Origin of the sequence: uncultured Devosia sp., assembly GCF_913055165.1 — a bacterium.
Taxonomy (GTDB): Bacteria; Pseudomonadota; Alphaproteobacteria; order Rhizobiales; family Devosiaceae; genus Devosia.
This window is the reverse complement of sequence record NZ_CAJXJS010000006.1, coordinates 37,810-63,123: the sequence shown is the minus strand read 5'-3', so window position 1 is coordinate 63,123 and position 25,314 is coordinate 37,810. Positions and strand designations below refer to the sequence as shown.

General features: G+C 61.9%; 23 protein-coding genes and 1 other annotated feature. Of the genes, 8 read left to right on the top strand and 15 right to left on the bottom strand.

The genetic code is table 11. From position 1 onward, the window contains the following. Positions 1-126 precede the first annotated feature (126 nt). From clpS to QZ564_RS03805, 3 genes are all read left to right on the top strand, one after another. On the top strand, positions 127-537 hold the full coding sequence (clpS, locus tag QZ564_RS03815) for an ATP-dependent Clp protease adapter ClpS (protein WP_297105000.1): 411 nt from the start codon (positions 127-129) through the stop codon (positions 535-537). A gap of 9 nt (positions 538-546) precedes the next feature. After that, a complete protein-coding gene (gene clpA / locus QZ564_RS03810) occupies positions 547-2,886 on the top strand; it encodes an ATP-dependent Clp protease ATP-binding subunit ClpA (protein WP_297104867.1) in 2,340 nt (779 codons plus the stop codon). Positions 2,887-3,050: 164 nt separating this feature from the next. Next, positions 3,051-3,108, top strand: a sequence feature (sul1 is cis-regulatory element that is thought to sense ions involved in sulfur or methionine metabolism; They are found in Alphaproteobacteria). Between the two features lie 54 nt (positions 3,109-3,162). Beyond that, the gene (locus tag QZ564_RS03805) at positions 3,163-4,647 is read left to right on the top strand and encodes a SulP family inorganic anion transporter (protein ID WP_297104864.1); all 1,485 of its coding nucleotides are present in this window, start codon (positions 3,163-3,165) and stop codon (positions 4,645-4,647) included. Between the two features lie 29 nt (positions 4,648-4,676). Here the strand turns inward: QZ564_RS03805 and QZ564_RS03800 are convergent, their stop codons facing one another. From QZ564_RS03800 to QZ564_RS03775, 6 genes are all read right to left on the bottom strand, one after another. Continuing rightward, positions 4,677-5,324 (bottom strand): YoaK family protein, encoded by a 648-nt coding sequence (locus QZ564_RS03800; RefSeq protein WP_297104860.1) that lies wholly within the window; start codon positions 5,322-5,324, stop codon positions 4,677-4,679. 7 nt (positions 5,325-5,331) lie between these two features. Next, positions 5,332-5,748 (bottom strand): HIT family protein, encoded by a 417-nt coding sequence (locus tag QZ564_RS03795; RefSeq protein ID WP_297104857.1) that lies wholly within the window; start codon positions 5,746-5,748, stop codon positions 5,332-5,334. Positions 5,749-5,826: 78 nt separating this feature from the next. Beyond that, positions 5,827-6,957 carry a GNAT family N-acetyltransferase gene (locus QZ564_RS03790; protein WP_297104997.1) on the bottom strand — a complete coding sequence of 377 codons (1,131 nt, stop codon included), beginning with the start codon at positions 6,955-6,957 and terminating at the stop codon, positions 5,827-5,829. Between the two features lie 123 nt (positions 6,958-7,080). Continuing rightward, positions 7,081-7,539: a RidA family protein gene (locus QZ564_RS03785; RefSeq protein WP_297104854.1), complete on the bottom strand. Its 459-nt coding sequence runs from the start codon at positions 7,537-7,539 to the stop codon at positions 7,081-7,083. Beyond that, a complete protein-coding gene (locus QZ564_RS03780) occupies positions 7,536-8,870 on the bottom strand; it encodes a DNA polymerase IV (RefSeq protein WP_297104851.1) in 1,335 nt (444 codons plus the stop codon). The genes QZ564_RS03785 and QZ564_RS03780 overlap by 4 nt, the downstream gene beginning before the upstream one ends. A gap of 1 nt (position 8,871) precedes the next feature. Continuing rightward, positions 8,872-9,150 carry a DUF3572 family protein gene (locus QZ564_RS03775; RefSeq protein WP_297104849.1) on the bottom strand — a complete coding sequence of 93 codons (279 nt, stop codon included), beginning with the start codon at positions 9,148-9,150 and terminating at the stop codon, positions 8,872-8,874. A 130-nt stretch (positions 9,151-9,280) separates the two neighbouring features. On the opposite strand from QZ564_RS03775, the gene QZ564_RS03770 reads away from it, so the two are divergent. Continuing rightward, positions 9,281-9,652 carry a response regulator gene (locus tag QZ564_RS03770; protein WP_297104846.1) on the top strand — a complete coding sequence of 124 codons (372 nt, stop codon included), beginning with the start codon at positions 9,281-9,283 and terminating at the stop codon, positions 9,650-9,652. 89 nt (positions 9,653-9,741) lie between these two features. Continuing rightward, entirely contained in the window at positions 9,742-11,112 is a 1,371-nt protein-coding gene (locus QZ564_RS03765) for a PleD family two-component system response regulator (RefSeq protein WP_297104843.1), read from the top strand. Positions 11,113-11,556: 444 nt separating this feature from the next. Here the strand turns inward: QZ564_RS03765 and rpmG are convergent, their stop codons facing one another. The 3 genes from rpmG to rnr all read right to left on the bottom strand — a co-directional run bounded on the left by rpmG (position 11,557) and on the right by rnr (position 14,554). Then, positions 11,557-11,724 carry a 50S ribosomal protein L33 gene (gene rpmG, locus QZ564_RS03760; RefSeq protein ID WP_297104840.1) on the bottom strand — a complete coding sequence of 56 codons (168 nt, stop codon included), beginning with the start codon at positions 11,722-11,724 and terminating at the stop codon, positions 11,557-11,559. Positions 11,725-11,875: 151 nt separating this feature from the next. Then, positions 11,876-12,271, bottom strand: coding sequence for a DUF983 domain-containing protein (locus QZ564_RS03755; protein ID WP_297104837.1), 396 nt, complete (start codon positions 12,269-12,271; stop codon positions 11,876-11,878). Positions 12,272-12,274: 3 nt separating this feature from the next. Then, complete coding sequence (gene rnr / locus QZ564_RS03750; protein ID WP_297104833.1) at positions 12,275-14,554, bottom strand: ribonuclease R; 2,280 nt, start codon at positions 14,552-14,554, stop codon at positions 12,275-12,277. Between the two features lie 158 nt (positions 14,555-14,712). Between rnr and plsY the strand changes: the two genes are divergently transcribed. Beyond that, positions 14,713-15,321 carry a glycerol-3-phosphate 1-O-acyltransferase PlsY gene (gene plsY / locus QZ564_RS03745; RefSeq protein WP_297104830.1) on the top strand — a complete coding sequence of 203 codons (609 nt, stop codon included), beginning with the start codon at positions 14,713-14,715 and terminating at the stop codon, positions 15,319-15,321. 14 nt (positions 15,322-15,335) lie between these two features. Further along, on the top strand, positions 15,336-16,448 hold the full coding sequence (gene dprA, locus QZ564_RS03740) for a DNA-processing protein DprA (protein WP_297104827.1): 1,113 nt from the start codon (positions 15,336-15,338) through the stop codon (positions 16,446-16,448). Between the two features lie 45 nt (positions 16,449-16,493). On the opposite strand, the gene murB is transcribed toward dprA, so the two are convergent. Beyond that, positions 16,494-17,513 (bottom strand): UDP-N-acetylmuramate dehydrogenase, encoded by a 1,020-nt coding sequence (gene murB / locus QZ564_RS03735; RefSeq protein ID WP_297104824.1) that lies wholly within the window; start codon positions 17,511-17,513, stop codon positions 16,494-16,496. 84 nt (positions 17,514-17,597) lie between these two features. Then, on the bottom strand, positions 17,598-18,623 hold the full coding sequence (locus tag QZ564_RS03730; protein ID WP_297104821.1) for an aldo/keto reductase: 1,026 nt from the start codon (positions 18,621-18,623) through the stop codon (positions 17,598-17,600). 258 nt (positions 18,624-18,881) lie between these two features. On the opposite strand from QZ564_RS03730, the gene topA reads away from it, so the two are divergent. Next, a complete protein-coding gene (gene topA, locus QZ564_RS03725; RefSeq protein WP_297104817.1) occupies positions 18,882-21,485 on the top strand; it encodes a type I DNA topoisomerase in 2,604 nt (867 codons plus the stop codon). A gap of 56 nt (positions 21,486-21,541) precedes the next feature. Here the strand turns inward: topA and QZ564_RS03720 are convergent, their stop codons facing one another. From QZ564_RS03720 to QZ564_RS03705, 4 genes are all read right to left on the bottom strand, one after another. Further along, on the bottom strand, positions 21,542-22,588 hold the full coding sequence (locus tag QZ564_RS03720; protein ID WP_297104814.1) for a dipeptidase: 1,047 nt from the start codon (positions 22,586-22,588) through the stop codon (positions 21,542-21,544). Next, positions 22,585-23,883, bottom strand: coding sequence for a dihydroorotase (gene pyrC / locus QZ564_RS03715; RefSeq protein WP_297104811.1), 1,299 nt, complete (start codon positions 23,881-23,883; stop codon positions 22,585-22,587). The genes QZ564_RS03720 and pyrC overlap by 4 nt, the downstream gene beginning before the upstream one ends. Continuing rightward, complete coding sequence (locus QZ564_RS03710) at positions 23,880-24,848, bottom strand: aspartate carbamoyltransferase catalytic subunit (RefSeq protein ID WP_297104809.1); 969 nt, start codon at positions 24,846-24,848, stop codon at positions 23,880-23,882. The genes pyrC and QZ564_RS03710 overlap by 4 nt, the downstream gene beginning before the upstream one ends. A gap of 77 nt (positions 24,849-24,925) precedes the next feature. Beyond that, positions 24,926-25,312 (bottom strand): DUF4345 domain-containing protein, encoded by a 387-nt coding sequence (locus QZ564_RS03705; protein ID WP_297104806.1) that lies wholly within the window; start codon positions 25,310-25,312, stop codon positions 24,926-24,928. Positions 25,313-25,314: the final 2 nt, after the last annotated feature.

Below are 25,314 nucleotides of genomic sequence, written 5' to 3'. Positions count from 1 at the left end.
ATGCGCCATTGGCGCGCGCTCACATTTTCGGGATGGCATGGGCCTTAACACCGGCCCGATTTTGCCTACATAATGGTGCCAGCCAACTGCTTCGTTTCCTCTGGCGACAGAGCGCCTACCATGACCATGACCCTCAAGCTGCCCACCGATAATCTTTCGCCCATCCGGCCCGTCGTGCCGCCGCGCGTGACTGCCGGCCCCAAGGACGATGACGGCGGCCGCAAGGGTGGGAACGATGCGGATTTCGAAACCGGGACGGTGACCAAGACGCGTCCCAAAACCAAGAGGCCGAACCTGTATCGGGTTCTGCTGCTCAACGACGACTACACGCCGATGGAATTCGTCGTTCTGGTGCTTCAGGACGTCTTCAACAAGTCACGCGAAGACGCCATGCGCATCATGCTGCACGTCCACCAGAAGGGGGTCGGTGAGTGCGGCGTATATCCATACGAGGTGGCCGAGACCAAGGTCACCCGCGTGATGGATACGGCACGCAAGAACCAGCATCCGCTGCAATGCGTGATGGAAAAACAGTAGGAACATCATATGCCCTCATTTTCGCGCGGACTCGAAAAGGCCCTGCACCAGGCGATGAACCTGGCCCGTGAGCGCAACCATGAGTTTGCCACGCTCGAGCACCTGCTTCTGGCCCTGACGGACGACCGTGACACGCTGGCCGTTCTGACCGGCTGCGACGTCGATATCGACGCGCTCAAGAGCGACCTCGAAGATTTCATTAATGAAGAGCTGGACAGTCTGGTCGTGCAGAACGGCCAGGATGCGAGGCCCACGGCCGCCTTTCAGCGCGTGATCCAGCGCGCGGTCATTCACGTCCAGTCGTCCGGTCGCGAAGAGGTTACCGGTGCCAATGTGCTGGTCGCGATCTTTGCCGAGCGCGAGAGCCACGCTGCTTATTTCCTCGAACAGCAGGACATGAGCCGGCTGGACGCGGTCAATTTCATCTCCCACGGCATTACCAAGTCGGGCCCGAGTGAAGAGCGCAAGGTCCGCGGCGCGGATGAAGGGGAGGGCACCTCGGAAGGCGGTCCGGAAGCCAAGAAGAGCTCGGCGCTCGCCGATTTTTGTGTCAACCTCAACGAGAAGGCCCGCCAGGGCAAGATCGACCCGCTGATCGGGCGGGACAGCGAGTTGCGCCGGACTATTCAGGTGCTCTGCCGTCGTTCGAAGAACAACCCGCTTTATGTGGGTGACGCCGGCGTCGGCAAGACCGCCATTGCCGAGGGGCTGGCGCGCAAGATCATTGAGGGCGACGTGCCCGAAGTGCTCAAGGAAGCGGTCATCTACGCGCTCGACATGGGTGCGCTGCTGGCAGGCACGCGCTATCGCGGCGACTTCGAAGAGCGTCTGAAAGCGGTGATGAAGGAACTCGAGAAGATGCCCAATGCGGTGCTCTTCATCGATGAAATCCACACCATGATCGGTGCTGGCGCCACCTCAGGCGGCGCGCTCGATGCCTCGAACCTGCTCAAGCCTGCCCTAGCCAGCGGGGCAATCCGCTGCATCGGCTCGACCACCTACAAGGAATACCGGCAGTTCTTCGAGAAGGATCGGGCCTTGGTCCGGCGCTTCCAGAAGATCGACGTCAACGAGCCGACTGTTCCGGACGCGATCGAGATCGTCAAAGGATTGCGGCCGTATTTCGAAGAGTTCCACAAGCTCAAATATACCGATGAAGCGCTCAAGGCCGCCGTGGAGCTGAGCGCGCGCTATATCACCGACCGCAAGCTGCCGGACAAGGCGATCGATGTGATCGACGAGACCGGGGCCAGCCAGATGCTGCTGCCGGAGGACAAGCGGAAGAAGACCATCGAGGTGGAGGACATCGAGGCCACCATAGCTTCGATAGCGCGCATCCCACCCAAGTCGGTTTCCAAATCCGATGCGGAACTGCTATCGGGGCTCGAGCAGAGCCTCAAGACAGTGGTGTTCGGGCAGGATTCGGCGATCACGGCGTTGTCTTCGGCGATCAAGCTGGCCCGTGCAGGCCTGCGCGAGCCGGAGAAGCCGATCGGTTCGTATCTGTTTACCGGTCCGACCGGTGTCGGCAAGACCGAGGTTGCCAAGCAGTTGGCCGATACGCTGGGCGTGGAACTGCTGCGCTTCGACATGTCCGAATATATGGAGCGCCATACGATCAGCCGACTGATCGGTGCGCCTCCGGGCTATGTCGGGTTCGACCAGGGTGGGCTGCTGACCGATGGCGTCGACCAGCATCCGCATTGCGTGGTGTTGCTGGACGAAATCGAAAAGGCCCATCCGGACCTCTACAACATTCTGCTGCAGGTGATGGACCACGGCAAGCTGACCGATCACAACGGCAAGGCGGTGGATTTCCGCAATGTCATCCTGATCATGACGTCCAATGTGGGTGCCGCGGAACTGGCCCGCGCGCCGATCGGCTTTGGCCGCAAGCGCGAGCAGGGGGATGACGAGGATGCGATCAACCGCACCTTCAGCCCCGAATTTCGAAACCGGCTCGACGCCATTATCTCCTTCGCGCCGCTGCCGCGCGAAGTGGTGCGCCGGGTGGTGGAGAAGTTCGTGCTGCAGCTTGAAGGCCAGCTGGCCGAACGCGGCGTTACGATCAATCTCACCCCGGAGGCCGCCGACTGGCTCGCCGAGCACGGCTATGACGAGCGCATGGGCGCCCGCCCGCTGGGCCGTGTGATCCAGGAGCATGTCAAGAAGCCTTTGGCCGACCAAGTGCTGTTTGGCGAACTGGTCAATGGTGGCTCGGTGACGGTTGCAGTGGTGGGCGAGGGCGCCGAGGCCAAGCTGGAACTGGTGGCGGTTCCGCCACGCCCGGCCAAGCCCAAGGCGTTGCCCAAACCGAAGAAGCCCAAGGCGACGGCAGACAAGAACTGAGATCTTCTCAGGTTGAGATGATGAAAGGCCGGGAGCGATCCCGGCCTTGTTTTTTTCCGTTCGCGCTTTTTCGTCACGGAATGCGGGCCTGACGACTGGTCAGGGCAGGGATGCGTGTCGCCGGGTTGTTCGAACCTGATCCCGTCGTTATAAGCCTCTCGTTCGTCGGACTCGGTGTTTCCTGCCGAGTGGCTTCTCCGGGCGCCTATCCCCCGGTCACAAGTATCATCGCGCATTCAAGGCGGTTCCCAGCCGTCTGCGCCCTGGGTCTTGTCCATGTTCAATTTCGAAAACTACCGCGCCGAGTGGGTGCGGAATGTGCGGGGCGACCTGCTCTCCGGTCTCGTCGTCGCCCTGGCCCTCGTTCCAGAGGCTATCGCTTTTTCCATCATCGCCGGCGTCGACCCCCGGGTCGGGCTCTATGCTTCGGTGGTGATCGCCATTGTCATTGCTATTTTTGGCGGGCGTCCCGCCATGATCTCTGCCGCCACGGCGGCAACCGCGGTGCTGTTCGGCTCACTGGTGCGCGAGCACGGGCTCGACTACCTCTTGGCAGCGACCATTCTGGCTGGCGTGCTGCAGATCGGCGCGGGCTATCTTAAGCTGCATACCGTGATGCGGTTCGTGTCGAAATCTGTGATGACCGGCTTCGTCAATGCGCTTGCGATCCTGATTTTCATGGCGCAATTGCCCGAGCTGATCGGCGTGCCGATGATGACCTATCCCATGGTGGCACTGGCGCTTCTGATCATCTATCTGTTCCCGCGCGTAACCACGTTGGTGCCCTCGCCGCTGGTGGCCATCATCGTCGTTGGACTGGTGGTGTTCTTCGGTGGGCTGGATGTGCACCTGGTGGGTGACATGGGCGAACTGCCCACGGCGCTGCCGTTCCTTCTCATTCCGAATGTGCCGCTGACGCTGGACATGTTCTGGATCATCCTGCCCTATTCGGTGGGGGTGGCGGCCGTTGGTCTGCTCGAATCCCTGATGACAGCGCAGATCATCGACGATTTCACCGATACGCCGAGTGACAAGAGGCAGGAGAGCATCGGACAGGGCATCGCCAATATCGCCTCCGGCTTTTTTGGTGGCATGGCGGGTTGTGCCATGATCGGCCAGTCGGGCATCAATGTGCGTTCCGGCGGACGTGGGCGTCTGTCCACATTCCTTGCCGGAGCCTATCTGCTGGTGCTGCTGGTGGTGCTTGGTGACCTGTTGCGCAATATCCCCATGCCGGCGCTGGTAGCGATCATGATCATGGTGTCGATCGGCACGTTTGACTGGCAGTCGATCCGCAATCTGCGCGATCACCCGCGTTCGTCATCCATGGTGATGCTCTCCACGGTGGCCTTTGTGGTCTATACCCACAATCTGGCAATCGGCGTGCTCGTGGGAGTGCTGCTGTCTGGCGTGTTCTTTGCCTGGAAGATCTCGCAGATCTTCCAGGTGCGCAAGGAGCTGAGCGAGGACGGCAAGACGCGGGTTTATCACGTGCAGGGACAGTTGTTCTTCGCTTCGGCCGAGCAATTCATGCGGGCTTTTGACTTCGATGAGGCGGTGGATCGCGTGGTGATCGACCTGACACACGCCCATATCTGGGACATTTCCAGTGTGGCCGGGGTCGACAAGGCGGTTCTCAAATTCCGCAAGCTGGGCCGGGAGGTGACGCTATCGGGCATGAACAAGGCCAGCGCGACCATCGTCGACAATCTCGGCGTGCACCATAAGGCAAATGGCGACCTGCTGGTGGGTCACGGATGATCTGAAGCCCGGCTCCTCAGCCGGGCTTTTCATATCGCCGAAGCGCGAGCGGCGCGGAGATGGCCGAAGGTGAAGGCGGCGTAAATCGCGATCGGCAAGCCCAGGGTGCCGATGCCGAGAAGCCGGTAGAGCAGGGCACCAATAGCGGCGCCGGCAAAGAGTGCAAACCACACAGTCAGGTGTTGCAGCCAGCGCAAAGGTGGGGCGGCTCCCCGCAGTGCCAGCGCCAAATCCTGTCCGGCCATATAGAGCGTGCCGGTGACGAAAGTGGCGCCAAGGCGGACCGCGCCGCGCATGGGCAGAATGGCATTCTGTCCACCAGCACTGGCCGCAAGCACCAGCATGGCCTGGTTCGCAGGATAACCGGCCAGCGCCAACGCCAGCGTGGTCACCACGCCCACCAGCACAACGGCGCTGACGGCGGCTGGTCCCCAGCGTGGGCTGGAATAGGCGGCAAGGGCACCCAGCACGCTACCGATGAAGAACAGGGCGATGAGCGAGGCTGTGAGCAGCACCACGGGCCATGCGCCATCGACCAGGGCGGCACCGCCCTGGGTGGTGTTGCCGCTCATGAAGGAGGTGAAATAGCCGCCCAGCTCTATGAAGCCGACCGCGTCTATAAGGCCGGCGGAGCCGGTCAGCACCATGCCCAGGACGAGGTGGCGCGTGGGTGTCATGGTGGGGTCAGAGCGCAGCGGCGATGTCTTTGGCGAGGACGGCCAGTTCGGCGTCGTCGGCCTTGCTGCCGGCATGAGCGCCAAGCGGCACACCGTCATAAATGGGGATGACGTGGAAATGCAGGTGGAAGACCGTCTGACCCGCGGGCGCTTCGTTGAACTGCACCAGGCGCAAGCCATCAGCGCCTGTGGCGGTCTTGAGCGCCCTAGCCACACGCTGCACCAGCGGCATGACGGCCGCGAGAGCGGCGGGATCGGCATCGAGCAGGTTGCGGGAGGCGGCCTTGGGGATGATCAGCGTGTGTCCGCGGGATTGCGGAAAAATGTCCATCATCACCAGAGCGATCTCGTCCTCGTAGACCTTGTGGCAGGGCAATTCGCCCTTGAGGATCTTGGCGAAGATGTTGTCGGGATCGTAGCTCATGGGCGCCTCGGCGAGTCTGATGCTTATTTGTTTACGGCGGCGCGCAGCTTGGGGGAAGCCCGAAGTCACTGACCACCGCTAAGATCGCTCCTGCCGCTCACCTTTGCGGAAGGGGGTGAACTGCTCGAGCAGTTCCTGCTGCTGCTCGATGGCCGGGCGCTCGTCGGCCAGATAGTCTGCGACGGCACGCCGCAGGCCGGGATGGGCGATCCAGTGAGCCGAGTGGGTCAGCACTGGCTCGTATCCGCGCGCCAGCTTGTGCTCGCCCTGGGCCCCGGCCTCAACGACAGCCAGCTTATGGCTGATCGCGTAGTCGATCGCCTGGTAGTAGCAGACCTCGAAATGCAGGAAGGGCACATCGCGGACGGCGCCCCAATTGCGGCCGTAAAGCCTGTCCTTGCCCCGGAAGTTGATGGCGCCGGCGATGGGTTCGTCGCCGTCATAGGCGAGCATGAGGACCACCCGGTCGGCCATGTATTGGCCGAGCAGGGAGAAGAAGGTGCGGTTGAGATAGGGCCGGCCCCATTTGCGCGCGCCGGTATCTTCGTAAAAGGCGAAGAAGGCGTCCCAATGGTGCTCAAGAATGTCGGTACCGGAAAGCCAGCGGACCGTGAGTCCGTCGGCCAAGGCATCGCGGCGCTCGCGGCGGATGGTCTTGCGCTTTCGCGAAGACAGGCTCTCGAGGAACTCCTCGAAGCTGGCATAGCCGCGGTTATGCCAGTGAAACTGCGTGTCCGTACGGTGCAACCAATCGAGGGAGCTGGCAAGTGCCGCTTCGGCCTCGGGGATGAAGGTGAGGTGCACCGAGGATGCATCCAGTCGGGAGGTCAGCTGCTGGGCCGTCGAAAGCAGTGCAGCACGGGCTTCGAGGCCACCGGACGGCACCAGCAGCTTCGGAGCGGTCGCGGGCGTGAAGGGAACCGAGCCCTGCAGCTTGGGATAATAGCGGCCGCCGGCGCGCTCCAGCGCGTTGGCCCAGCCGTGGTCGAAGACATATTCGCCCATGGAATGGGATTTGAGGAAAAGCGGCAGCAGACCTACCGGCTCGCCGGTGTCATTGGCGAGCAGAACATGCTGCGCCTGCCAACCGGTCCTGCCGGTGGCACACCCTGATTCCTCCAGGGCCAGAAAGAAGGCGTGGTCGAGAAAAGGATTGTCGGGGATGCCGTCGGTCGCCGGGACGAGGTTATTCCATACCGCGGCCGGGATATCGGCCGTGGTGGGATGGATTGTTGCCGTGTAACCGCTTGCAGACACTGGGACGAGCGCCCTGAGAATGGGTCTGGTCGATATGGGGTGGCCGGGCCCGGGCGTCAACCCGGGCCACGTCCCTTAAACCTCGACGATGGCCTCGATTTCAACGGCTGCACCCATGGGCAGGGCAGCTACGCCAAAGGCTGCACGGGCGTGCTTGCCCTTGTCGCCGAGAACGCCGACCAGCAAACTTGAAGCGCCGTTGGCGACCAGATGCTGCTCGAAGAAATCGGGGGTGGAGGCGACCAGGACCGTGAGTTTGACGATCTTCTTGATTTCGTGCAGCGGCACGCCGGCCATGTGGACGATCTGGGCCAGGATATTGACGGCGCAAAGCTCGGCCGCGTTGCCGCCCTGCACGACATTCATGGTGTCGCCTAACAGGCCTTGTACTACGCCGGATTCGTTGGTGGAGAGCTGGCCGGACACGTAGAGCAGGTTGCCGCTGCGGTTGACAGGGACATAGCTGGCCACCGGGGCCTTGGGCGCCGGCAGTTCATAGCCGTATTCGCGGAGCTTTTCGATCGGGTCGGTCATGTGGTCTTGCCTTCGAGGTCGTCTGCTTCTTCTTCGGATGCCGGGCCCGAGAGCGGTTCGGGCCGGGAGGTATACAACTTGCCACGGACAACTGCCGCGCGGCCAAAGCGCGTGCGGACCTTGTCCATGGCGCGCTCGGCGGCGGCCTTGCGGGCCACCTGCGGTTCCAGCAGATCGCCCGGGTCCGAGCCGTCCGCTGGTTCAAGGCCTGAAACCCCGATGCCAATGAGGCGGAACGGCGTACCATCTACCTCCCGCGCCAGAAGGGCCATGCCTGCTTCATAGAGCGCATTGGCAAGCTGTGTGGGCATCATCAGGTGTCGGGCGCGTGTGCGCAACTTAAATCCGGCTGTCTTGAGCTTGATTGTGACCGTGTTACCCACCACGCCCTTGGACTTGAGCCGGTCTGATAGGCGTTCCGAGCATTTCAGCAGTTCGGTGGAGAGTTCATCGAGGGAGGCCAGATCGCGCAGGAAGGTGGTTTCGGAAGAGATGGTTTTCATATCGCCATCGATGGATACGCGGCGAGCATCCTGGCCGCGGGCGAGCCTGGCCAGGCGGGCCCCGGATTCTCCATAGAGCCGGATCAGGCGGTCAGGGTCTTCCTGCTGCAATTGCCCAATAGTGTGGTAGCCGTCCTTCTTGAGCCGCTCGTAGAATACCTTGCCGACCCCGAAGATCAGGTTGATGGGTTTGGGCGCCAGGAACTCGATTGTTTCGGCGACCCCGATGACAGCGAAGCCGCGTGGCTTGTCGAGGTCGGAGGCGATCTTGGCGAGGAACTTGTTGTGGGACAGGCCGACCGAAATTGTGACGCCAATATCCTGCTCGATGGTCCGCGCGAAACGGGCCAGGCTCAGCGCTGGGGGCGCCTTATGCACCCGCTCGGTGCCAGTCATGTCGAGAAAGGCCTCGTCGATGGAAATCGGTTCCACCAGAGGGGTTAGTGCCTCCATATGGCGGCGGATTTGGCGGCTGACGTCAACATATTTGGCCATGTCGGGCTTGATGACGACGGCCTCAGGGCAAAGCTCGCGGGCCTTGAACATGGGCATTGCCGAGCGGACACCAGACTGGCGCGCGATGTAGCAGCACGTGGACACCACGCCACGTTGCCCGCCGCCAATGATGAGCGGCTTGTCGCGCAATGACGGATCGTCACGTTTCTCAACTGAGGCATAGAAGGCGTCGCAGTCGACATGGGCGACAGAGAGCGCGAACATCTCTTCATGGCTGCGGAGGCGGGGTGAACCGCAGGCCGGGCAGCGCGTGGGCACCTGGGCGGTCGAGCCCGAGGTCAGGCAGTCGCGGCAGAACCAGTCCGTCGCCATTTCATTCGACTTTATTGAGGTGGTGCCAGACCCGCATGAACTGCTCCGGCGTCATGCCGGAATTGGCGCATAATGCGAGCAGAATCGCTTCATTTGCGGCAAAGTAGTCGATGAGACCACGTTGCAGGCGCGTGGAGCCGACCGCCGACCGCAAGGCATCCGGTGTCATGCCTGCATGTTGCATGAAGGCCAGCAGCTCTTCGGGGTTTTCCGCGAGAAACCCCAGGCAGGCGTCTGCGAGCGCGCCTATGTCGGGCGCGGTACGATTGGAAACAGGCACGCAGCGGTCTCACTTGGTGTTTTGTTAGAGTTTGGATGTTAGCCCAGAATGCATGTGAAAGCGAAGTGCCGCCGACGGGCGAGTCGACGTTTTCCGGGCCGGACACCCGGTGGTGTCCAAGCGAGGTAGAATGCCCAAGACTGTGATGATCGTGGAAGACAATGAGCTGAACATGAAGCTCTTCAACGATCTGCTGGAATCGCGCGGCTATGCCGTCATCCAGACCCGCAACGGGATGGAAGCGCTGGACCTGGCGCGGGCGCATATGCCGGACCTGATCCTGATGGATATCCAGCTGCCTGAGGTTTCCGGCCTTGTGGTGACCAAGTGGCTCAAGGACGATGACCAGCTCGCTCATATTCCGGTTGTGGCGGTGACGGCCTTCGCCATGAAAGGCGATGAGGAGCGCATCCTGCAGGGCGGCTGCGAGGGCTATATCTCCAAGCCGATTTCGGTGTCTCACTTTCTGGAAACCATTGCCCACTATATTGGGCCTGCCTGACGCCGCAGCACACCCTGCGGCCAGCTTGGGCGGGGGCTTGAAGCCGGTGCGTATTCTGCCGGTTGGCCGCTGGTATCCGGAGTAATGCTGTGACCGCGCGCGTTCTGATTGTTGACGATATTCCCACTAATGTCCGTCTGCTTGAGGCACGGTTAGCCGCAGAATACTACGAGGTGCTGACGGCCAGCTCAGGCGCTCAGGCCCTGGCGATCTGTGACAGCCAGGACGTCGACATCGTGCTGCTCGACGTCATGATGCCTGAGATGGACGGTTTCGAAGTCTGCCGGCGCCTCAAGGCCAATCCGAAGACCCACCATGTGCCGGTGCTTATGGTCACCGCACTGGATCAGGCTTCCGACCGGGTCCAGGGGCTAGACGCGGGCGCCGACGACTTCCTGACCAAGCCCGTGGACGACACCCAGCTCATGGCGCGGGTGAAGAGCCTGGTGCGGCTCAAGTCTCTGACCGATGAATTGCGGGCGCGCGCCCTCACAGGACAGCAGATTGCTGTTGAGGATGCGCTGCGGGCCATGGACAGCATTTCTGCCAGCGGTGGCTCTGTGCTGATCATCGATACGGATCGGCGACATGCCGAGCGTATCCAGGGCTATCTGACACCTGATCACGCCGTGGACATATTGACCGAGCCGGCCGATGCCGTCTTCCAGGTGGCCGGGGCAGGGTATGAGCTGGCCCTGATCAGCATGAGCCTTGATGGGTTTGACCCGCTGCGCGTCAGCTCGCAGATCCGAACGGTAGAGCATTCGCGCAATTTGCCGATCATCCTGATGGCGGATGCGAGCGACAAGCCGCAAGTGGTTCGGGCGCTGGATCTCGGCGTGAACGACTATATCAGCCGGCCGGTGGATCGGAACGAATTGCAGGCGCGGGTGCGCACCCAGATTCGACGCCACCGCTATGCCATGGAACTGCGCGAGAGCGTGAACAACACCATGGCACTGGCCGTGACCGACGAACTCACTGGTCTCTACAACCGGCGCTATTTCGACAGGCATCTCAATGTGATGCTGAACAAGGCGCAGGAGCAGGACCGGGACGTGGCGCTGATGATCCTGGACATCGATCACTTCAAGGCCGTCAACGACAATCACGGCCATGATGCAGGTGACGCGGTGCTGCGGGAGTTCGCGGCCCGGCTCAAGCGCAATATTCGCGGTGTCGACCTGGCCTGCCGCTTTGGCGGCGAGGAATTTGTCGTACTCATGCCGGATACCGATACCGGACAGGCGGAAGCGGTGGCCGAACGCGTACGGCAGGCCATTGCAGAAAAGCCGTTCGAAATCGGCGCGGCGCGTGCGCTATCGGTTACGGTTTCAGCCGGGGTGTCGCTCAATGAAACCCATGCCGATACGCCGGAGAGCCTGATCAAACGGGCTGACGTCGCACTCTATCGCGCTAAGCGAGAAGGGCGGAACCGGGTCATCTTCGACGCGGCCTAGCCGTGGTTTCCTAAATTGCCGCGCATTAGGGTTATTTGTTTTAGTTAACAAACGGTTGCCCGCCGTTGCGCGATGGATTCGCTTGGCCTTTGCCGGGGTTGGGATTAGGTTTGCTACAGATGGTCTTGGGACAAATCCCAATACCCTCTGCTCCCTACGGCCCATCTCAGGTCCGCCGCAACTCCTGAGTTCCGTAGGGCGGTTGGTCCGGACGCGGACAGAGTGGCCTCTTCGACATGCCGCTCCGGACCAGCCACTCTTTCTATTCAGAGTGGGATATGTTGTGCGCAGTCACCTGTGGACGCAGTGACGCCCCATTCCTTGTGCATCGGCCAGAAGGCGCTTGTGTGAGGAGTGGGGACGCAAGCATGCGCAGCCTGGCGACCAAAACAAAACCCCCGCAATCACTTGCGGGGGTTTGTTCATTTTGGCTGGAAAGCAAGATTACTTGATCTTGGCTTCCTTGAATTCGACATGCTTGCGCACGACCGGGTCGTACTTCTTGAACGCCAGCTTCTCGGTCTGGGTACGGGCATTCTTCTTGGTCACGTAGAAAAAGCCGGTATCGGCCGACGAGACGAGCTTGATCTTGATGGTGGCGGCCTTGGCCATTTCTTGAGTCCTTCACAAAGCGAAAGGCGCCGCGGACGGGGCAGCGCCGGAATTTGCGCGCAAACTACGGATTTGCGGCTAGATGTCAAGTCGATAACCGTACCCTGTCAGGGCGCCCGGATTGCGGGCCAGCGGAGGTTGACGTGCGGGGTCAGTCGCGCTGGCCGGTTCCGAATTCGTACATGCGATTTGCCCATTGCAGGCCGACGATGGCCCCCTTGATCGAGGGCAGCATTGCGAGCGGCAGAACAATGGCCAAGGGTATCATGGTCACGACGTAAGTGATGGGCTGGACATGATAGGTCATGTCCAAATGCAGCATCAGGAAGATGATGATGTGCCCCACGATAGTTATGGCGATGTAGGGTGGAAAGTCGTCAGCGCGGTGGTGGCTGAGTTCCTCGCCGCAGACATCGCACTGATCAGCGGTCTTGAGATAGGCGCGAAACATCTTGCCCTGGCCGCAATGCGGGCAACGGCACATCGCACCGCGCCACATGGCCTGGGGAACGCTGCGCTCATCGAGTGCGCGAATCTGATCGGTCATCAGCTACCTCTTTCTCCGGCCCTTTGGACCGAAGCTCCTAGATGGGCCTTTTCGCGGCCGTCTTGAAGGTGGCGGATTGCCACGCTTACCTTCGGAAAGCAGCTCAAACCGTAACGCGCCGGCTACCGGCGCGGCTTCGAGCAGCCGGACCTCAACACGGTCCCCCAAGGTAAAGGTTTCACCGCTGCGCTCGCCAATCATAGCCTGCCGCTCTTCCACGAAGCGATAGTAATCCTGACCCAGGGTCGAAGCGGGGATGAAGCCATCGGCGCCTGTTTCAAGCAGGCGGATAAACAGGCCCGACCGGGTGATGCCGGAAATCCGGCCCATGAAGCGGGCGCCGACGCGCTCGGCCAGGAACTGGGCCAGCAAGCGGTCCGATGTTTCGCGCTCGGCCAGCATTGCGCGGCGCTCGGTGGCCGAAATGTGCTGGGCGACGCCGGGGAGCTTGGCCGCTTCTTGGTCAGTCAGGCCATCGTCGCCGAGGCTAAGGGCCCGGATCAGGGCGCGATGTACGATAAGATCGGCATAGCGGCGGATAGGCGAGGTGAAATGGGCGTAACGATCCAGGTTGAGGCCGAAATGGCCATAGTTTTCGGCCGCATATTCGGCCTGGGCCTGTGAGCGGAGCACCATTTCGCTGACCTGCTCGATATTGCCGGCCTTGCGGGCCTGGCCGAGAATGCCATTGAAGTCGGAGGCGCGGACGCTGTCAGACTTTTTGACTGCGATGTCGAGCGAGCCGAGGAAGTCGCGCAAGGCCTGCAATTTTTCGGACGAAGGCTCGTCGTGGACGCGGTAGAGCAGTTCGGTACGCTTTTGCTCCAGCGTCTCGGCGGCCGCGACGTTGGCCGCAATCATCATTTCCTCGATGAGCCGATGGGCATCAAGCCGCTCGGGGATATGGATGTCGCGGACCATGCCTTTTTCGTCGAGCAGGATCTTGCGCTCCGGAAGGTCCAGCTCGAGCGGGCCACGTTGGTCGCGCGCCTTGCTCATCGCGGCATATGCAGCCCAAAGGGGCTTCAGAATCGGCTCAAGCAGCGGACCGGTCTGATCGTCGGGGTTGCCGTCAATGACGGCCTGGGCTTGCTGGTAGCTCAGCTTGGCCGCCGATCGCATGAGTACCCGGTGGAAGCTGTGGCTTTTCTTACGGCCATCGGCACCCAGCACCATGCGTACCGCGAGTGCGGCACGGGGTTCACCTTGTTTGAGCGAGCACAGTTCGTTGGAGATGCGCTCGGGCAGCATGGGCACGACGCGGTCGGGGAAGTAGACCGAGTTGCCGCGAAGATAGGCCTCGCGATCAAGGGCGGTGCCGGGGCGCACATAGGCGGCCACGTCCGCGATGGCGACGGTGACCACATAGCCACCCTGGTTTTTCTCGTCCTCGTCCGGTGCGGCATGGACAGCGTCGTCGTGGTCCTTGGCGTCGGCCGGGTCGATGGTGATCAGCGGCAGGTCCCGCCAGTCCTCGCGGCCCCTGAGGGTCGCTTCCTTTGCTTCCTCGGCCTCGCGCAGCACGCTCTGCGGGAAGACATGCGGAATCTCGAGATTGTGGATGGCGATGAGGGAGACTGCGCCTTCCGAATGCGGATTGCCTACTACCTTGGTGACCCGGGCACGGGGAATCATCAAACGGCCGGAAAACTTAACCTCGACCTCGACCAGATCGCCGTCGCCGGCGTCACCCAGATCGCCCAGGGCGATGCGCATCTCTTTCTGCTTGCGGTCAACCGGGATGAGTCGAGCGCCGTCCTCGTCCCTGCGGACGATGCCAATATGGGCCCGGCGGGGTTTGTCCAACACCTTCATCGGCCTGGCCGTGTAGTCGGGGATGGCGTCTTCGCCTGCATCGATACGGGCGAGGATGCGATCGCCAGGGGCCGGTACCACCCGAGCGTGGGAGCCGATCAGGACGCGTACGCGCGGCATCTCGCCTTCCTCAGGGTTCCACTGCGCGGGGAAGGCGTGGAGATCATCCGGGTCGGCGTCGCCGGGAATGTCAAGTACGGTGACGTGGGGCAGGACGGCCGTGCGGCGCAGGGCCTTGCGCGTACGCGTGATAACGCCTTCGCCCTCCAATTCGGCCAGCATGGCCTTGAAAGGACGCCTGAGATCGCCGCGAATGCCAAACACCTTGGCCAGATCGCGCTTGCCCTTGATATTGTCTTCCTGAGCAAGCGCCTCAAGCAATTGCTCGCGCGTCGGCAGACGCTCGGCAACGGGCAATCGCGGGCGTTTCGGGCCTGACGTGTTCTTGAATTTTGGAGTTTTTGCCATGAATACTGTTCTGGAGAATTGCCCTCTATGTAGGGGATCGGGGCGGCTTTGCCAAACCTGAGGATAAGGGCGATGGTGCGCAAACGGCGCGTCCCTCTTGTGACGATGGGCGCCGAAAGGCTAGACCTTGCAGGAACGTCACAAGGAGGGGATTGTTCGTGCCCGCCGAAATTCTTCCGATCATCTTTGCCGCTGTCATCGGCTATCTATCCGGATCGATTCCGTTCGGTCTGATCCTGACCCGGGCGGCCGGCCTTGGCGACATCCGTTCCATCGGTTCGGGCAATATCGGCGCCACCAATGTGCTGCGCACGGGCAACAGACCTGTGGCCGCCGCGACGCTGGTGCTGGATGCGCTCAAGGCAGTGGCGCCCATCCTCATCGCCCGTTACTTCTGGGGTGAGGATGCCGCGCGGGTCGCGGCTTTGGGGGCGTTTCTTGGACACTGCTTTCCTGCCTGGCTCGGTTTCAAGGGTGGCAAAGGTGTTGCCGTGATGATCGGCTCGCTACTGGCCTTGTCCTGGCCGGCCGGGCTGATTTTCTGCGGCGTGTGGCTGCTGATAGCCTTCACCCGCAATATCTCGTCCCTTGCGGCGCTGACGGCCGCCGCGACCGCCCCAATCTTCGCTTATGTCTTCAGCGGTGAGCGCCTCGCACTGGTCGTGAGTGGATTGGCGCTGCTGTTGTTCTTCCAGCACCGGGAGAATATTGGCCGACTTCTCAAGGGAACCGAACCCACCATCGGCGCCGGCAAGAAGGCCGGATGATGCAGGCGGCGGGCATGACAACCGAACTGACGCCCGCCCAACGCATCGCCTGGCTTCGGCTGATCCGCACCGACAATATCGGGCCTGTCACGTTCCGGCAGCTGCTTAAACGTTTCGGTTCGGCTGAAGCCGCGCTGGAGGCTTTGCCTGCCCTCAGCGCCAAGGCCGGGCGTCCGATGACAGCGATCAGTCAGGCTCGCGCTGAAGACGAAATTGCCGGTCTTGCACGCTATGGGGCGCGATTGGTGGCCCAGGGCGAACCTGCATATCCCCGGCATTTGGGGTTGATTCCAGGGGCACCACCCTTGATCAGCCTGGCCGGTGGCGAGGGGCTGGACTGGCACCGGACGGTGGGCATTGTGGGCGCGCGTAACGCTTCCACGGCTGGGGTGAAAATGACCCGCATGCTTGCCGCAGATTTAGGTGCGGCAGGGTTTACGGTGGTTTCCGGACTGGCCCGGGGGATCGACACTGCCGCGCATCGCGCGAGCCTGCCAACGGGCACCATAGCGGTGCTGGCGGGGGGCTTCGACTGCATCTACCCCAATGAGAACATTCCACTGGCGCATGACATTCTCGACAATGGCGGCGCCTTGTTGACGGAGATGCCCCTGGGCTGGGAGCCACGAGCGCGTGACTTTCCCAGGCGCAACCGGCTGGTGTCTGGCCTGTCGCTGGGTGTGGTGGTCGTGGAGGCGGCAAAGCGATCCGGTTCGCTGATCACCGCCAGGCTCGCCCTCGAACAGAACCGGGACGTGTTCGCGGTTCCCGGCTCGCCGCTCGATCCGCGCGCCGAGGGCGGAAACTTACTGATCCAGCAGGGGGGCCGGCTGGTTACCAATGCTGCCGATATCATTGAGGTGGTGAGCAGCGCCGATCCGGCCCGGCATGTCTTGTTCGATCCGGAATGGGAGCCTCCTGCAGATGATTCAGTGGACAGCGAGCCTGTAGCGGATGAGCGGGCGCGCCTACTCAATGCGCTGAGTTCCACACCCATCGAAGTAGACGAGCTGATCGTCCAGACCGGCATAGCGCCCCATGTGATGCAGATCCTGTTGCTCGAGCTCGACATCGGCGGGAAGGTCGAATGGTCGAGCGGGCAGTTGGTGGCGCTTCGCCACGATTGAGAGCCGTTTGGCCGGTCGATCCCGTGCGCCCGGGGCCGTCTGCTCTCAGCAGAAGATCGGTTCAGGGGTCAGGATGATACCGAAACGGGATTGAACGGTTTGCCTGATATGGCTGGCAAGCGCGGCAATGTGCGACTGTTGGGCCCCACCGTAATTGACCAGAACCAGGGCGTGGCGTTCCGATACGCCGACCGGGCCCATTCTGTATCCCTTGAGGCCGCTTTTTTCGATGAGCCAACCGGCAGACAGCTTGGTCCGACCGTCGGCTTGGGGATAGCTGGGGGCGGAGGTGTCCTCTTCCAGGATTTGCGCCGCGATGTCCGCGGCCACGACCGGATTGTGGAAGAAGGAACCGGCATTGGGGGTCACACGCCAGTCCGGTAACTTGCTGGTGCGCAGGGCGATCACCCGCTCCATGACGACGCGTGGTGAGAGATCGCCTGCACCGGATAACTCCGCCAGGCCGGCAAAACCCAGATTGGGCCGCCAAGCCTTGGGCAGCGCCAGCCGGATCTTGGTGACCACATAGCGATCAGGCTCGTGCTTGAAGACGCTATCGCGATAGGCGAAGGCGCACGCTTGGAGACCAAAAACGGTCATCTTGCCGGTCCGCCGGTCAAAAGCGTCCAGGGAGTGGAAGCTGTTGGCCAGCTCGGATCCGTAGGCGCCAATATTCTGTACCGGGGCGGCGCCGGTCGTGCCGGGGATCAGGGCAAGATTTTCAAGACCACCCAGCCCCTGTTCAACTGTCCAGGCGACGAGGTCATGCCAGTTCTCGCCGGCGGCGGCTTCGACAAGGGTATGGGTGGCGGTCTCGTCGACAATCCTGCGGCCGCGGGAGGCAATCAGCGCGGTGATACCATCAAACCCTGGCGCCAGAACGACATTGCTGCCGCCGCCCAGCAGGCGAACTGCGAGCGCTTCGCTGCTGGCATAGTCGAACAGGGCAGGGAGCTGATCTGCGTCCTCAAGGACGAACCCAAAGCGGGATCGTGCCTGCAACGCCAGCGTGTTGCGGGAGGCAAGGTCGAAATCGGGAATCAGCGAGGCGGTGAGGTCGGTCATTGCGCCCATAGACACCATTTCTGCCGGGTCGTGGGCAAGTGTGAATGCGGTCCCGCTGCGATTGCCAGCGAGACCGGGATTTGGCTAGCGGCCGCCTTCGATCCTGCGGTGACGCTGGCCGATGCCGCCGGTGCCATAGGGGTAGTCGTCCATTTCGGGCTTGCTGACGGCATCGAGCCGCTGCAGTTCCTCGGTGCTGAGGACGAGGCTGGCGGCACCGAGATTGTCCTTGAGCTGTTCGGACGTACGGACACCCAGGATCACGGAGGTTACAGCCGGCTGTGCGGACGTCCAGGCCAGTGCGACCTGTGCCATGCTGATGCCGCGGGATTTCGCGATATCTTCAACCGCACCAATGATGTCCCAAGTGCTGGATTTCGCATTGCGCGCTTCATAGGCTTCCATGCCACGCTTGGGATTTTCGCCAAGGCGGCTGGCCCCGGTGGGTATCTGGTCGCGCTTGTATTTGCCCGAGAGCCAGCCGCCCCCCAGCGGCGACCAGGGCAAGAGGCCCATATTGGCGTCCTGGCAGGCCGGAACGATTTCGTGCTCAATGTCGCGGACAAGCAGATTGTACTGTGGTTGCAAGGTTACCGGAGGGGCAAAGCCCTGCATCCTGGCGATCCAGACGGCCTTGGTGAGCTGCCAACCAAGGAAGTTGGAAAAGCCGTAATAGGCGATCTTGCCCGAGCTGGTCGCGTCGTCGAGGAAACGCAGCGTTTCCTCGATCGGCGTCAGCGCATCGAAGGCGTGCATCTGATAGAGGTCGATCTGCTCCACGCCAAGGCGGCGCAGCGAGGCTTCAAGTGCTTCGGACAGGTGCTTGCGCGAAAGGCCGATGTGATTGGGCCCATCCCCCATGGGAAAGCGGCCTTTTGTGGCGATAACCAGGTCCCGCAGTTTTTTGGTCTTGAGCCAGCGGCCGACAATCTCCTCGGATACGCCTGCAGAGTAAACGTCCGCAGTGTCGAGGAAATTGCCTCCGGCGTCGACATAGGCATCCATGAGCGCATGAGAGGTCGCCTCGTCGGACTCTGCGCCGAAGGTCATTGTGCCGAGGCACAGATGGGACACGACGGCACCGCTATTGCCCAGGTTGCGATATTGCATTGGATTTCCTCCTCGATTGACCCGGCCGCAATTGCGCATCGTTGCACAGGCAAACGCGGCTCGATCAGGCATGATGGTATTGAACCGGGGCGCAGGACGCGCTGCATCATCTGAGCATGTATGGAAGGCCGCGCGCAAGCCCTCTATCGGCAAATGCCGATGAAGTGAAAACGCCACCGTCCGGTCTCCCCGTTGACACCGGCTACGGGCTTCACCATGTTGCGCGCTCTTTGAGCAGCAGTTGCGGAACCAAGATCCATGAAGGTCGTCGTCGTTGAAAGTCCGGCCAAGGCCAAGACAATCAACAAATATCTGGGCAAGGACTATGAGGTCCTGGCCAGTTTCGGCCATGTCCGCGACCTGCCGGCCAAGGACGGTTCGGTGCGGCCGGACGAAGATTTCGCCATGTCCTGGGAAGTCGATACGGCGGCAAAAAAGCGCATCTCCGACATAGCCACGGCCCTGAAGGGGGCGGATGGCCTTATCCTGGCGACCGACCCGGATCGCGAGGGCGAGGCGATTTCCTGGCATATCCTGGACGTGCTCAGGGCCAAAAAGGCGCTGAAGAAGGATACTTCGGTGCAGCGCGTGGTGTTCAACGCCATTACCAAGGACGCTGTGACGGCGGCCATGGCCAGGCCGCGTGACATCGACATGCCCCTGGTGGACGCCTATCTGGCACGCCGGGCGCTCGACTATCTCGTCGGCTTCACTCTGTCCCCCATTCTGTGGCGCAAGTTGCCTGGCTCTCGCTCGGCTGGTCGTGTTCAGTCCGTGGCGCTGCGGCTGGTTTCGGATCGCGAACGCGAAATCGAAAAATTCCGGCCCGACGAATACTGGTCGGTCGAGGCGCAGCTGGCGCAAGGCGGCAAGAGCTTCCTGGCGCGCCTGTTTGCCGTGGACGGCAAGAAGACCGACAAGCTGGATATCAAGACTGGCGAGGATGCCCAAGCGCTCAAGGCGCTGATCGAGGGCGGACAGTTCAATGTCGCCAATGTCGAAAAGAAGCCGACCAAGCGCAACCCCTATGCGCCTTTCACGACTTCGAGCCTGCAGCAGGATGCGTCTTCGCGCCTGGGCCTATCGCCCAGCCGAACCATGCAGATCGCCCAGCGTCTCTACGAGGATGGGCTAATCACCTATATGCGAACCGATGCGGTTCAAATGGCGCCCGAGGGTATCGCCATGGCCCGCTCGGTGATCGGGAAATATTTCGGCGAGAAGTACCTGCCGGAAAAGGCACGGATCTATCAGACCAAAGCCAAAAATGCGCAGGAAGCGCACGAAGCGATCCGCCCGACAGACATGTTCAAGCGGCCGGAAAGCCTCAGTCTTGATGCGGATCAGGCCAAGCTCTATGGGCTGATATGGAAGCGTACCCTCGCCAGCCAGATGGCCTCGGCAGAGATAGACCGCACAAGTGTCGATATCGCCGTCAACGTGCCGGGCCGCGCGGTGACGCTGCGGGCAACGGGCTCAGTCGTGACCTTCCCGGGTTTTCTCACGCTTTATGGTGTTGAGGCCAAGACCGATGGCGATGAGGACGACGAGGATGGTCGTGAGCTGCCGCCCCTGACTGTCGGCGACAAACCGAAGCTGGAAAAGGTCGAGATCGAGCAGCATTTCACGCAGCCACCGGCGCGTTATACCGAGGCGAGCCTGATCAAGAAGATGGAAGAGCTCGGCATCGGCCGCCCGTCCACCTATGCGGCGACGCTGGCGACGCTGAAGGACCGCAATTATGTGAAGCTTGAGGGCAGGGCGCTGCATCCAGAGGATCGCGGACGCATCGTGACCTCGTTCCTCGAGAGCTTCTTTTCGCGCTATGTCGAATATGGCTTCACGGCACATCTGGAAGAGCAGCTCGATCAGGTTTCGGCTGGCGAACTTGACTACAAGGTTCTGCTACGCGATTTCTGGCGGGACTTCACGGTTGCGACCGAGGAGATCAAGGATTTGCGCGTCTCTGAGGTGCTCGATGCCCTCAACGACATGCTGGCCGACCACATCTTCCCCGCGCGCGAAGACGGAACCGATCCACGCAAGTGCCCGACTTGCGGCACAGGTACGCTGTCGCTGAAACTTGGCAAGTTCGGTGCATTCATTGGTTGCTCGAACTATCCCGAGTGCAAGCATACGATGCAGCTTTCGGACGCGGCCACGGGCCAATCGTCGGAGGCGGCGGCGGGCGATGGCGTGCTCGGCACGGATCCGGAAAGCGGCGAAGAAGTTTTCCTCAAATCCGGCCGTTTCGGGCCTTATGTGCAATTGGGTGACGGCAAGGAACCCAAGCGGTCGTCGCTGCCCAAGGGCTGGGAAGCCGCCAGCCTGACCTTGGAAAAGGCGCTGCAACTGTTGTCATTGCCGCGCGAGGTGGGGCTGCATCCAGAAACCGGTCTGCCCATTTCGGCAGGCATCGGGCGTTATGGTCCGTTCCTGCTGCATGACGGCAAATATGCCAATCTTCCGGATGTGGAAGAGGTGTTCACCGTTGGTCTCAACCGCGCCGTCGACCTTATCGCGCAGAAGGCGGCCGGTGGCGGTCGTGGGGGACGTGGCGCGGCGGTGGCCGCTATTCAGACGTTCGAGCATGACGGCGGACCGATAACCGTGCGTTCCGGCCGCTACGGACCCTATGTCAACCAGGGCAAGGTCAACGCGACATTGCCGAAGGATCTGAAGCCGGAAGATGTGACGCTGGAACAGGCGATCGCCCTGATTGCAGCGCGCGCCGAAGCAACCGGCGGAAAGAAGAAGGCGCCGGTCAAGAAAGCCGCGGCAAAGAAACCGGCTGCCAAAAAGGCAACGGCCAAAAAGGCTCCGGCGAAGAAAGCGACCAAGTCCGAAGACGTGCCGTTCTAAGGCTCTCTGACTCTTCTTAGGGAATTTGTGCTGCAGCAACCCAGGCTTGGCTGCGGCTAGCCGATGGTTCGTTCGATGACGCCGAGCCAGTTTTCCAGCGCGATCTTGCGGACCAGAGGCTCGCCATAGCCCTTGTCGAGCAGGGCCTGGAGGAGCTTGGGCACACCGGTAACGTCGCCGATTTCTACCGGGATCATGGCGCCGTCGAAATCCGAGCCTAGGGCCACGCCGTCCTCACCGACGGCCTCGACGAGTGCGTCAACATGGCGGACCATCAGCTCGAGGGGTGTATCGGCATCGAACCGCCCATCGGGCCGCAGGAAGCCAGTGGCATAGTTGAGCCCGACTACCCCCTTGCTTTCGCGGATGGCCGACAATTGCCAGTCGAGAAGGTTGCGGGTGCTGGGGCAGACGGCGTGCACGTTGGAATGGGTGGCGACCAGCGGTTTGGTCGAGATTGCGGCGACGTCTCGAAAGCCTGCCGCGTTGAGGTGACTCAGGTCGACAAGGACGCCGCGTTCATCGCACAGGCGCACCAGCTGCCTGCCGGCATCGGTGAGGCCAGGACCAATATCGGGATCGGCGGGGAAGCGGAACGGTACACCCGTGCCGAATGCGTTGGCGCGGCTCCAGGTGATGCCGATGGATCTGAGGCCGGCCGCGTATAGAACCTCAAAAGTCCTGAAGTCGGTGTCGATGGCCTCGGCGCCTTCGATGTGGAACAGAGCGGCGAGACGGCTCGACTTGATGGTCGACCGGATTTCCGCGGCAGACCGGCAGATATTCAGGACTTTAGCACGTTCGAGCTGCAGCAGCAGGGCCGCCATGGCGTTGGTCGACTGCAGTGCATTGGACTGAGCGAGCTCAGGCGGGAGGTTGCCCCTGGTGTAGTCCGGCGCTGCGGCAATGGCGGCGGGGGTTGTCTTGAGTGGGGGCGGGAAAATGGCGAAAAAACCGCCCACCATGCCGGCCTGCCGGGCACGCGGCAGGTCCAGGTGTCCCTCCTGGCTCCCCTTAATGAACAAGTCGAGCTTGTCGATGCGCGGGTGATCGAGAAGTCGCAAAAGCGTGTCGTTATGGCCATCGAAAAAGGGGATGGTCACGCAATGTCCTCGTGGATGAACACAGTCCGACCGCCCATAATGGTGCGCATGACCTTGCCCTGCATCCGCGCGCCCTCAAAGCTGGTGTTGCGGGAGCGCGAACGGAAACTCTTTTCGGTTACCTGCCATGGATATTCGGGATCAACCAGGATGAGGTCGGCCGGCGCTCCCCGACTGATGCGGCCACTTTCCAGCCCCAGAATTTCGGCAGGACGGCTGGTCATGGCGCGCAGGACGGTGATCAGGCCAAGGTCACCGGAATGCACCAGGCGCAGGGCCGCTGCCAAAAGGGTTTCAAGACCGATTGCGCCATTGGAGGCTTCCGCGAAGGGCTGGCGCTTGACCTCGGTATCCTGCGGGTCGTGATCGGAATGGATCGTGTCGATAATGCCTTCGCGCAGGGCTGCAATCATGGCCTGGCGGTCATCTTCCGTCCGCAAGGGCGGGTTCAGCTTGAAATAGGTACGATAGCGGCCGATGTCATTCTCGTTGAGGCAGAGATTGTTGATCGAGATGCCGGCCGTAACCTTCTCGTTACGGGACTTTGCCGTCTTCACAAGCTCTGCCGAGCCGGCGGTGGAGATCTGCGCGGCGTGGTAGCGCACCCCGGTCAGCTGGGCCAGTTGCAGGTCGCGGGCCAGGGGAATGGTTTCGGCTTCGCGCGGGATGCCCCTGAGGCCAAGGACCGTGGCGAACAGCCCTTCATTCATCACGCCATCGCCTGTCAGGGCAGCATCCGACACGTGATGGATGAACGGCATGTCGAAATTGGCGGCATAGCCCATGGCGCTGCGCAAAAGAGACGAGGATTGTATAGATTGGGCGCCATCAGTGAGACAAATCGCACCGGCGTCCTTGAGCAGGCCGAACTCGGTGATCTCCTTGCCTGCGAGGCCCTTGGTGATGGCCGCAGCGGGTAATATCCGGGCGGGTGACTGCGCTTCGGCGCGGCGGATCAGAAAATCGACCAACGCACCATCGTCCACGGCCGGCGTGGTTTCGGGCATCATCACAAAGCTGGTCACGCCGCCCGCCACCGCTGCTGCACCGGCGGACGCCAATGTCTCGCGATATTCCTTGCCTGGTTCGCCTACGAAAACGCGCATATCGATCAGACCGGGCGCCAGCACCTGGCCATTGGCATTGATCACTTCGGCATCATCAGGAACACCCGCAGGCCCGCCAACGGCGAGATCGCTGATCCGTCCATCTTCGATGAGTACGGCGCCCAGCTGATCGGTGTTGGATGCGGGGTCGACGATCCGCGCATTGTCGATGACAAGAGGGCGGGTCATGGGGTGTTCCTCGCGGGCAGAAGAGCGTCCAGAACCGCCATGCGGACGGCAACGCCCATTTCGACTTGATCGGTGATGACCGAACGCTCGCTGTCGGCGATGGCGGGGTCGATCTCAACGCCGCGGTTCATGGGGCCCGGATGCATGACGATAGCGTCGGGCTTGGCGTGCCGGAGCTTGTCCTCGTCGAGCCCGTAGAAGCGATAATATTCCCGCACCGACGGGATCATCTTGCCATTGGCGCGTTCGTGCTGGAGGCGCAGCATCATGACGACATCGGCGTCTCGAAGCCCTTCCTCCATGTTGGTGAAAACCTCGGTGGCCAGGTTCTCTATGCCCGGTGGCAGCAGGGTGCGGGGGGCGATGACGCGGGTGCGGACATTGAGCGCACCCAGCAGCAGGAGATTGGACCGGGCCACGCGCGAATTGGCAATGTCTCCGCAGATGGCAACCGTGAGGCCGGCGAGCGTACCCTTGTGGTTACGGATCGTCAGGGCGTCGAGCAAAGCCTGGGTCGGGTGCTCATGGGCGCCATCGCCTGCGTTTACAACGGAGCAGCCGACTTTCTGGCTCAGCAATTCCACTGCGCCGGCCGCAGAGTGGCGAACCACGAGCACGTCGGGACGCATGGCGTTGAGCGTGGCGGCAGTGTCGATCAGGGTTTCGCCCTTGGAGACAGACGATGTCTTGACCGACATGTTGACCACGAGTGCGCCCAGCCGCTTGCCGGCAATCTCGAAGGAAGACTGGGTGCGGGTCGAGGGCTCGAAGAAGAGATTGATCTGGGTTTTGCCAGAGAGCGTGGGGAGCGACTTGCGCTCCTGGCGGGAGATCTCGATCATCCGTTCGGCGCGGTCGAGAAGATCGACGATTTCGTGCTGCTGGAGATCAGCAATGGAAATCAGATGGCGCTGCTGGAACGGGGGGAAGTCGCCCGAGAACCGGGCGGAGTTTTGCTGCGGCATGTCGCATCCCTTGCGATTTGCTGCGGTCTATCCGAGGGGGCAGGGTGGGGCAAGCCCACCCATGCCGTTTCGCAAAATTATCTCGGGCTCTGCCGCCAAAGTGCCTGGGAAAAGCCCAGACCGAGCAGCAGTTCCACGGCCATGGCCGCAAGCAGCGATGCTGGAGGTATGCCGTCGGATGTGAGGGCAATCACACGCCCGAGACCGAAACCAAGATAGAGCAGGGCACCGACAAGCAGCGCGCTACCAAGCCATGCCGGGTTGATGAGGCCCACAGCCATGACAAGGGCGGCGAGCAGGATTGCGCCGGCGGGGGCTTTCATTTCGTTTAGCAGGGCGATGTCACCGCCGACGGTTATGCCGTAACCTGCGTAGAAGGCAGCCGGTGCGAAGAGGACGGCAAGGGACAGCACGAAAGCGATCAAGGCGCCCGTGACGAGCAAGATGCGGTTGGTCCAGACCATGG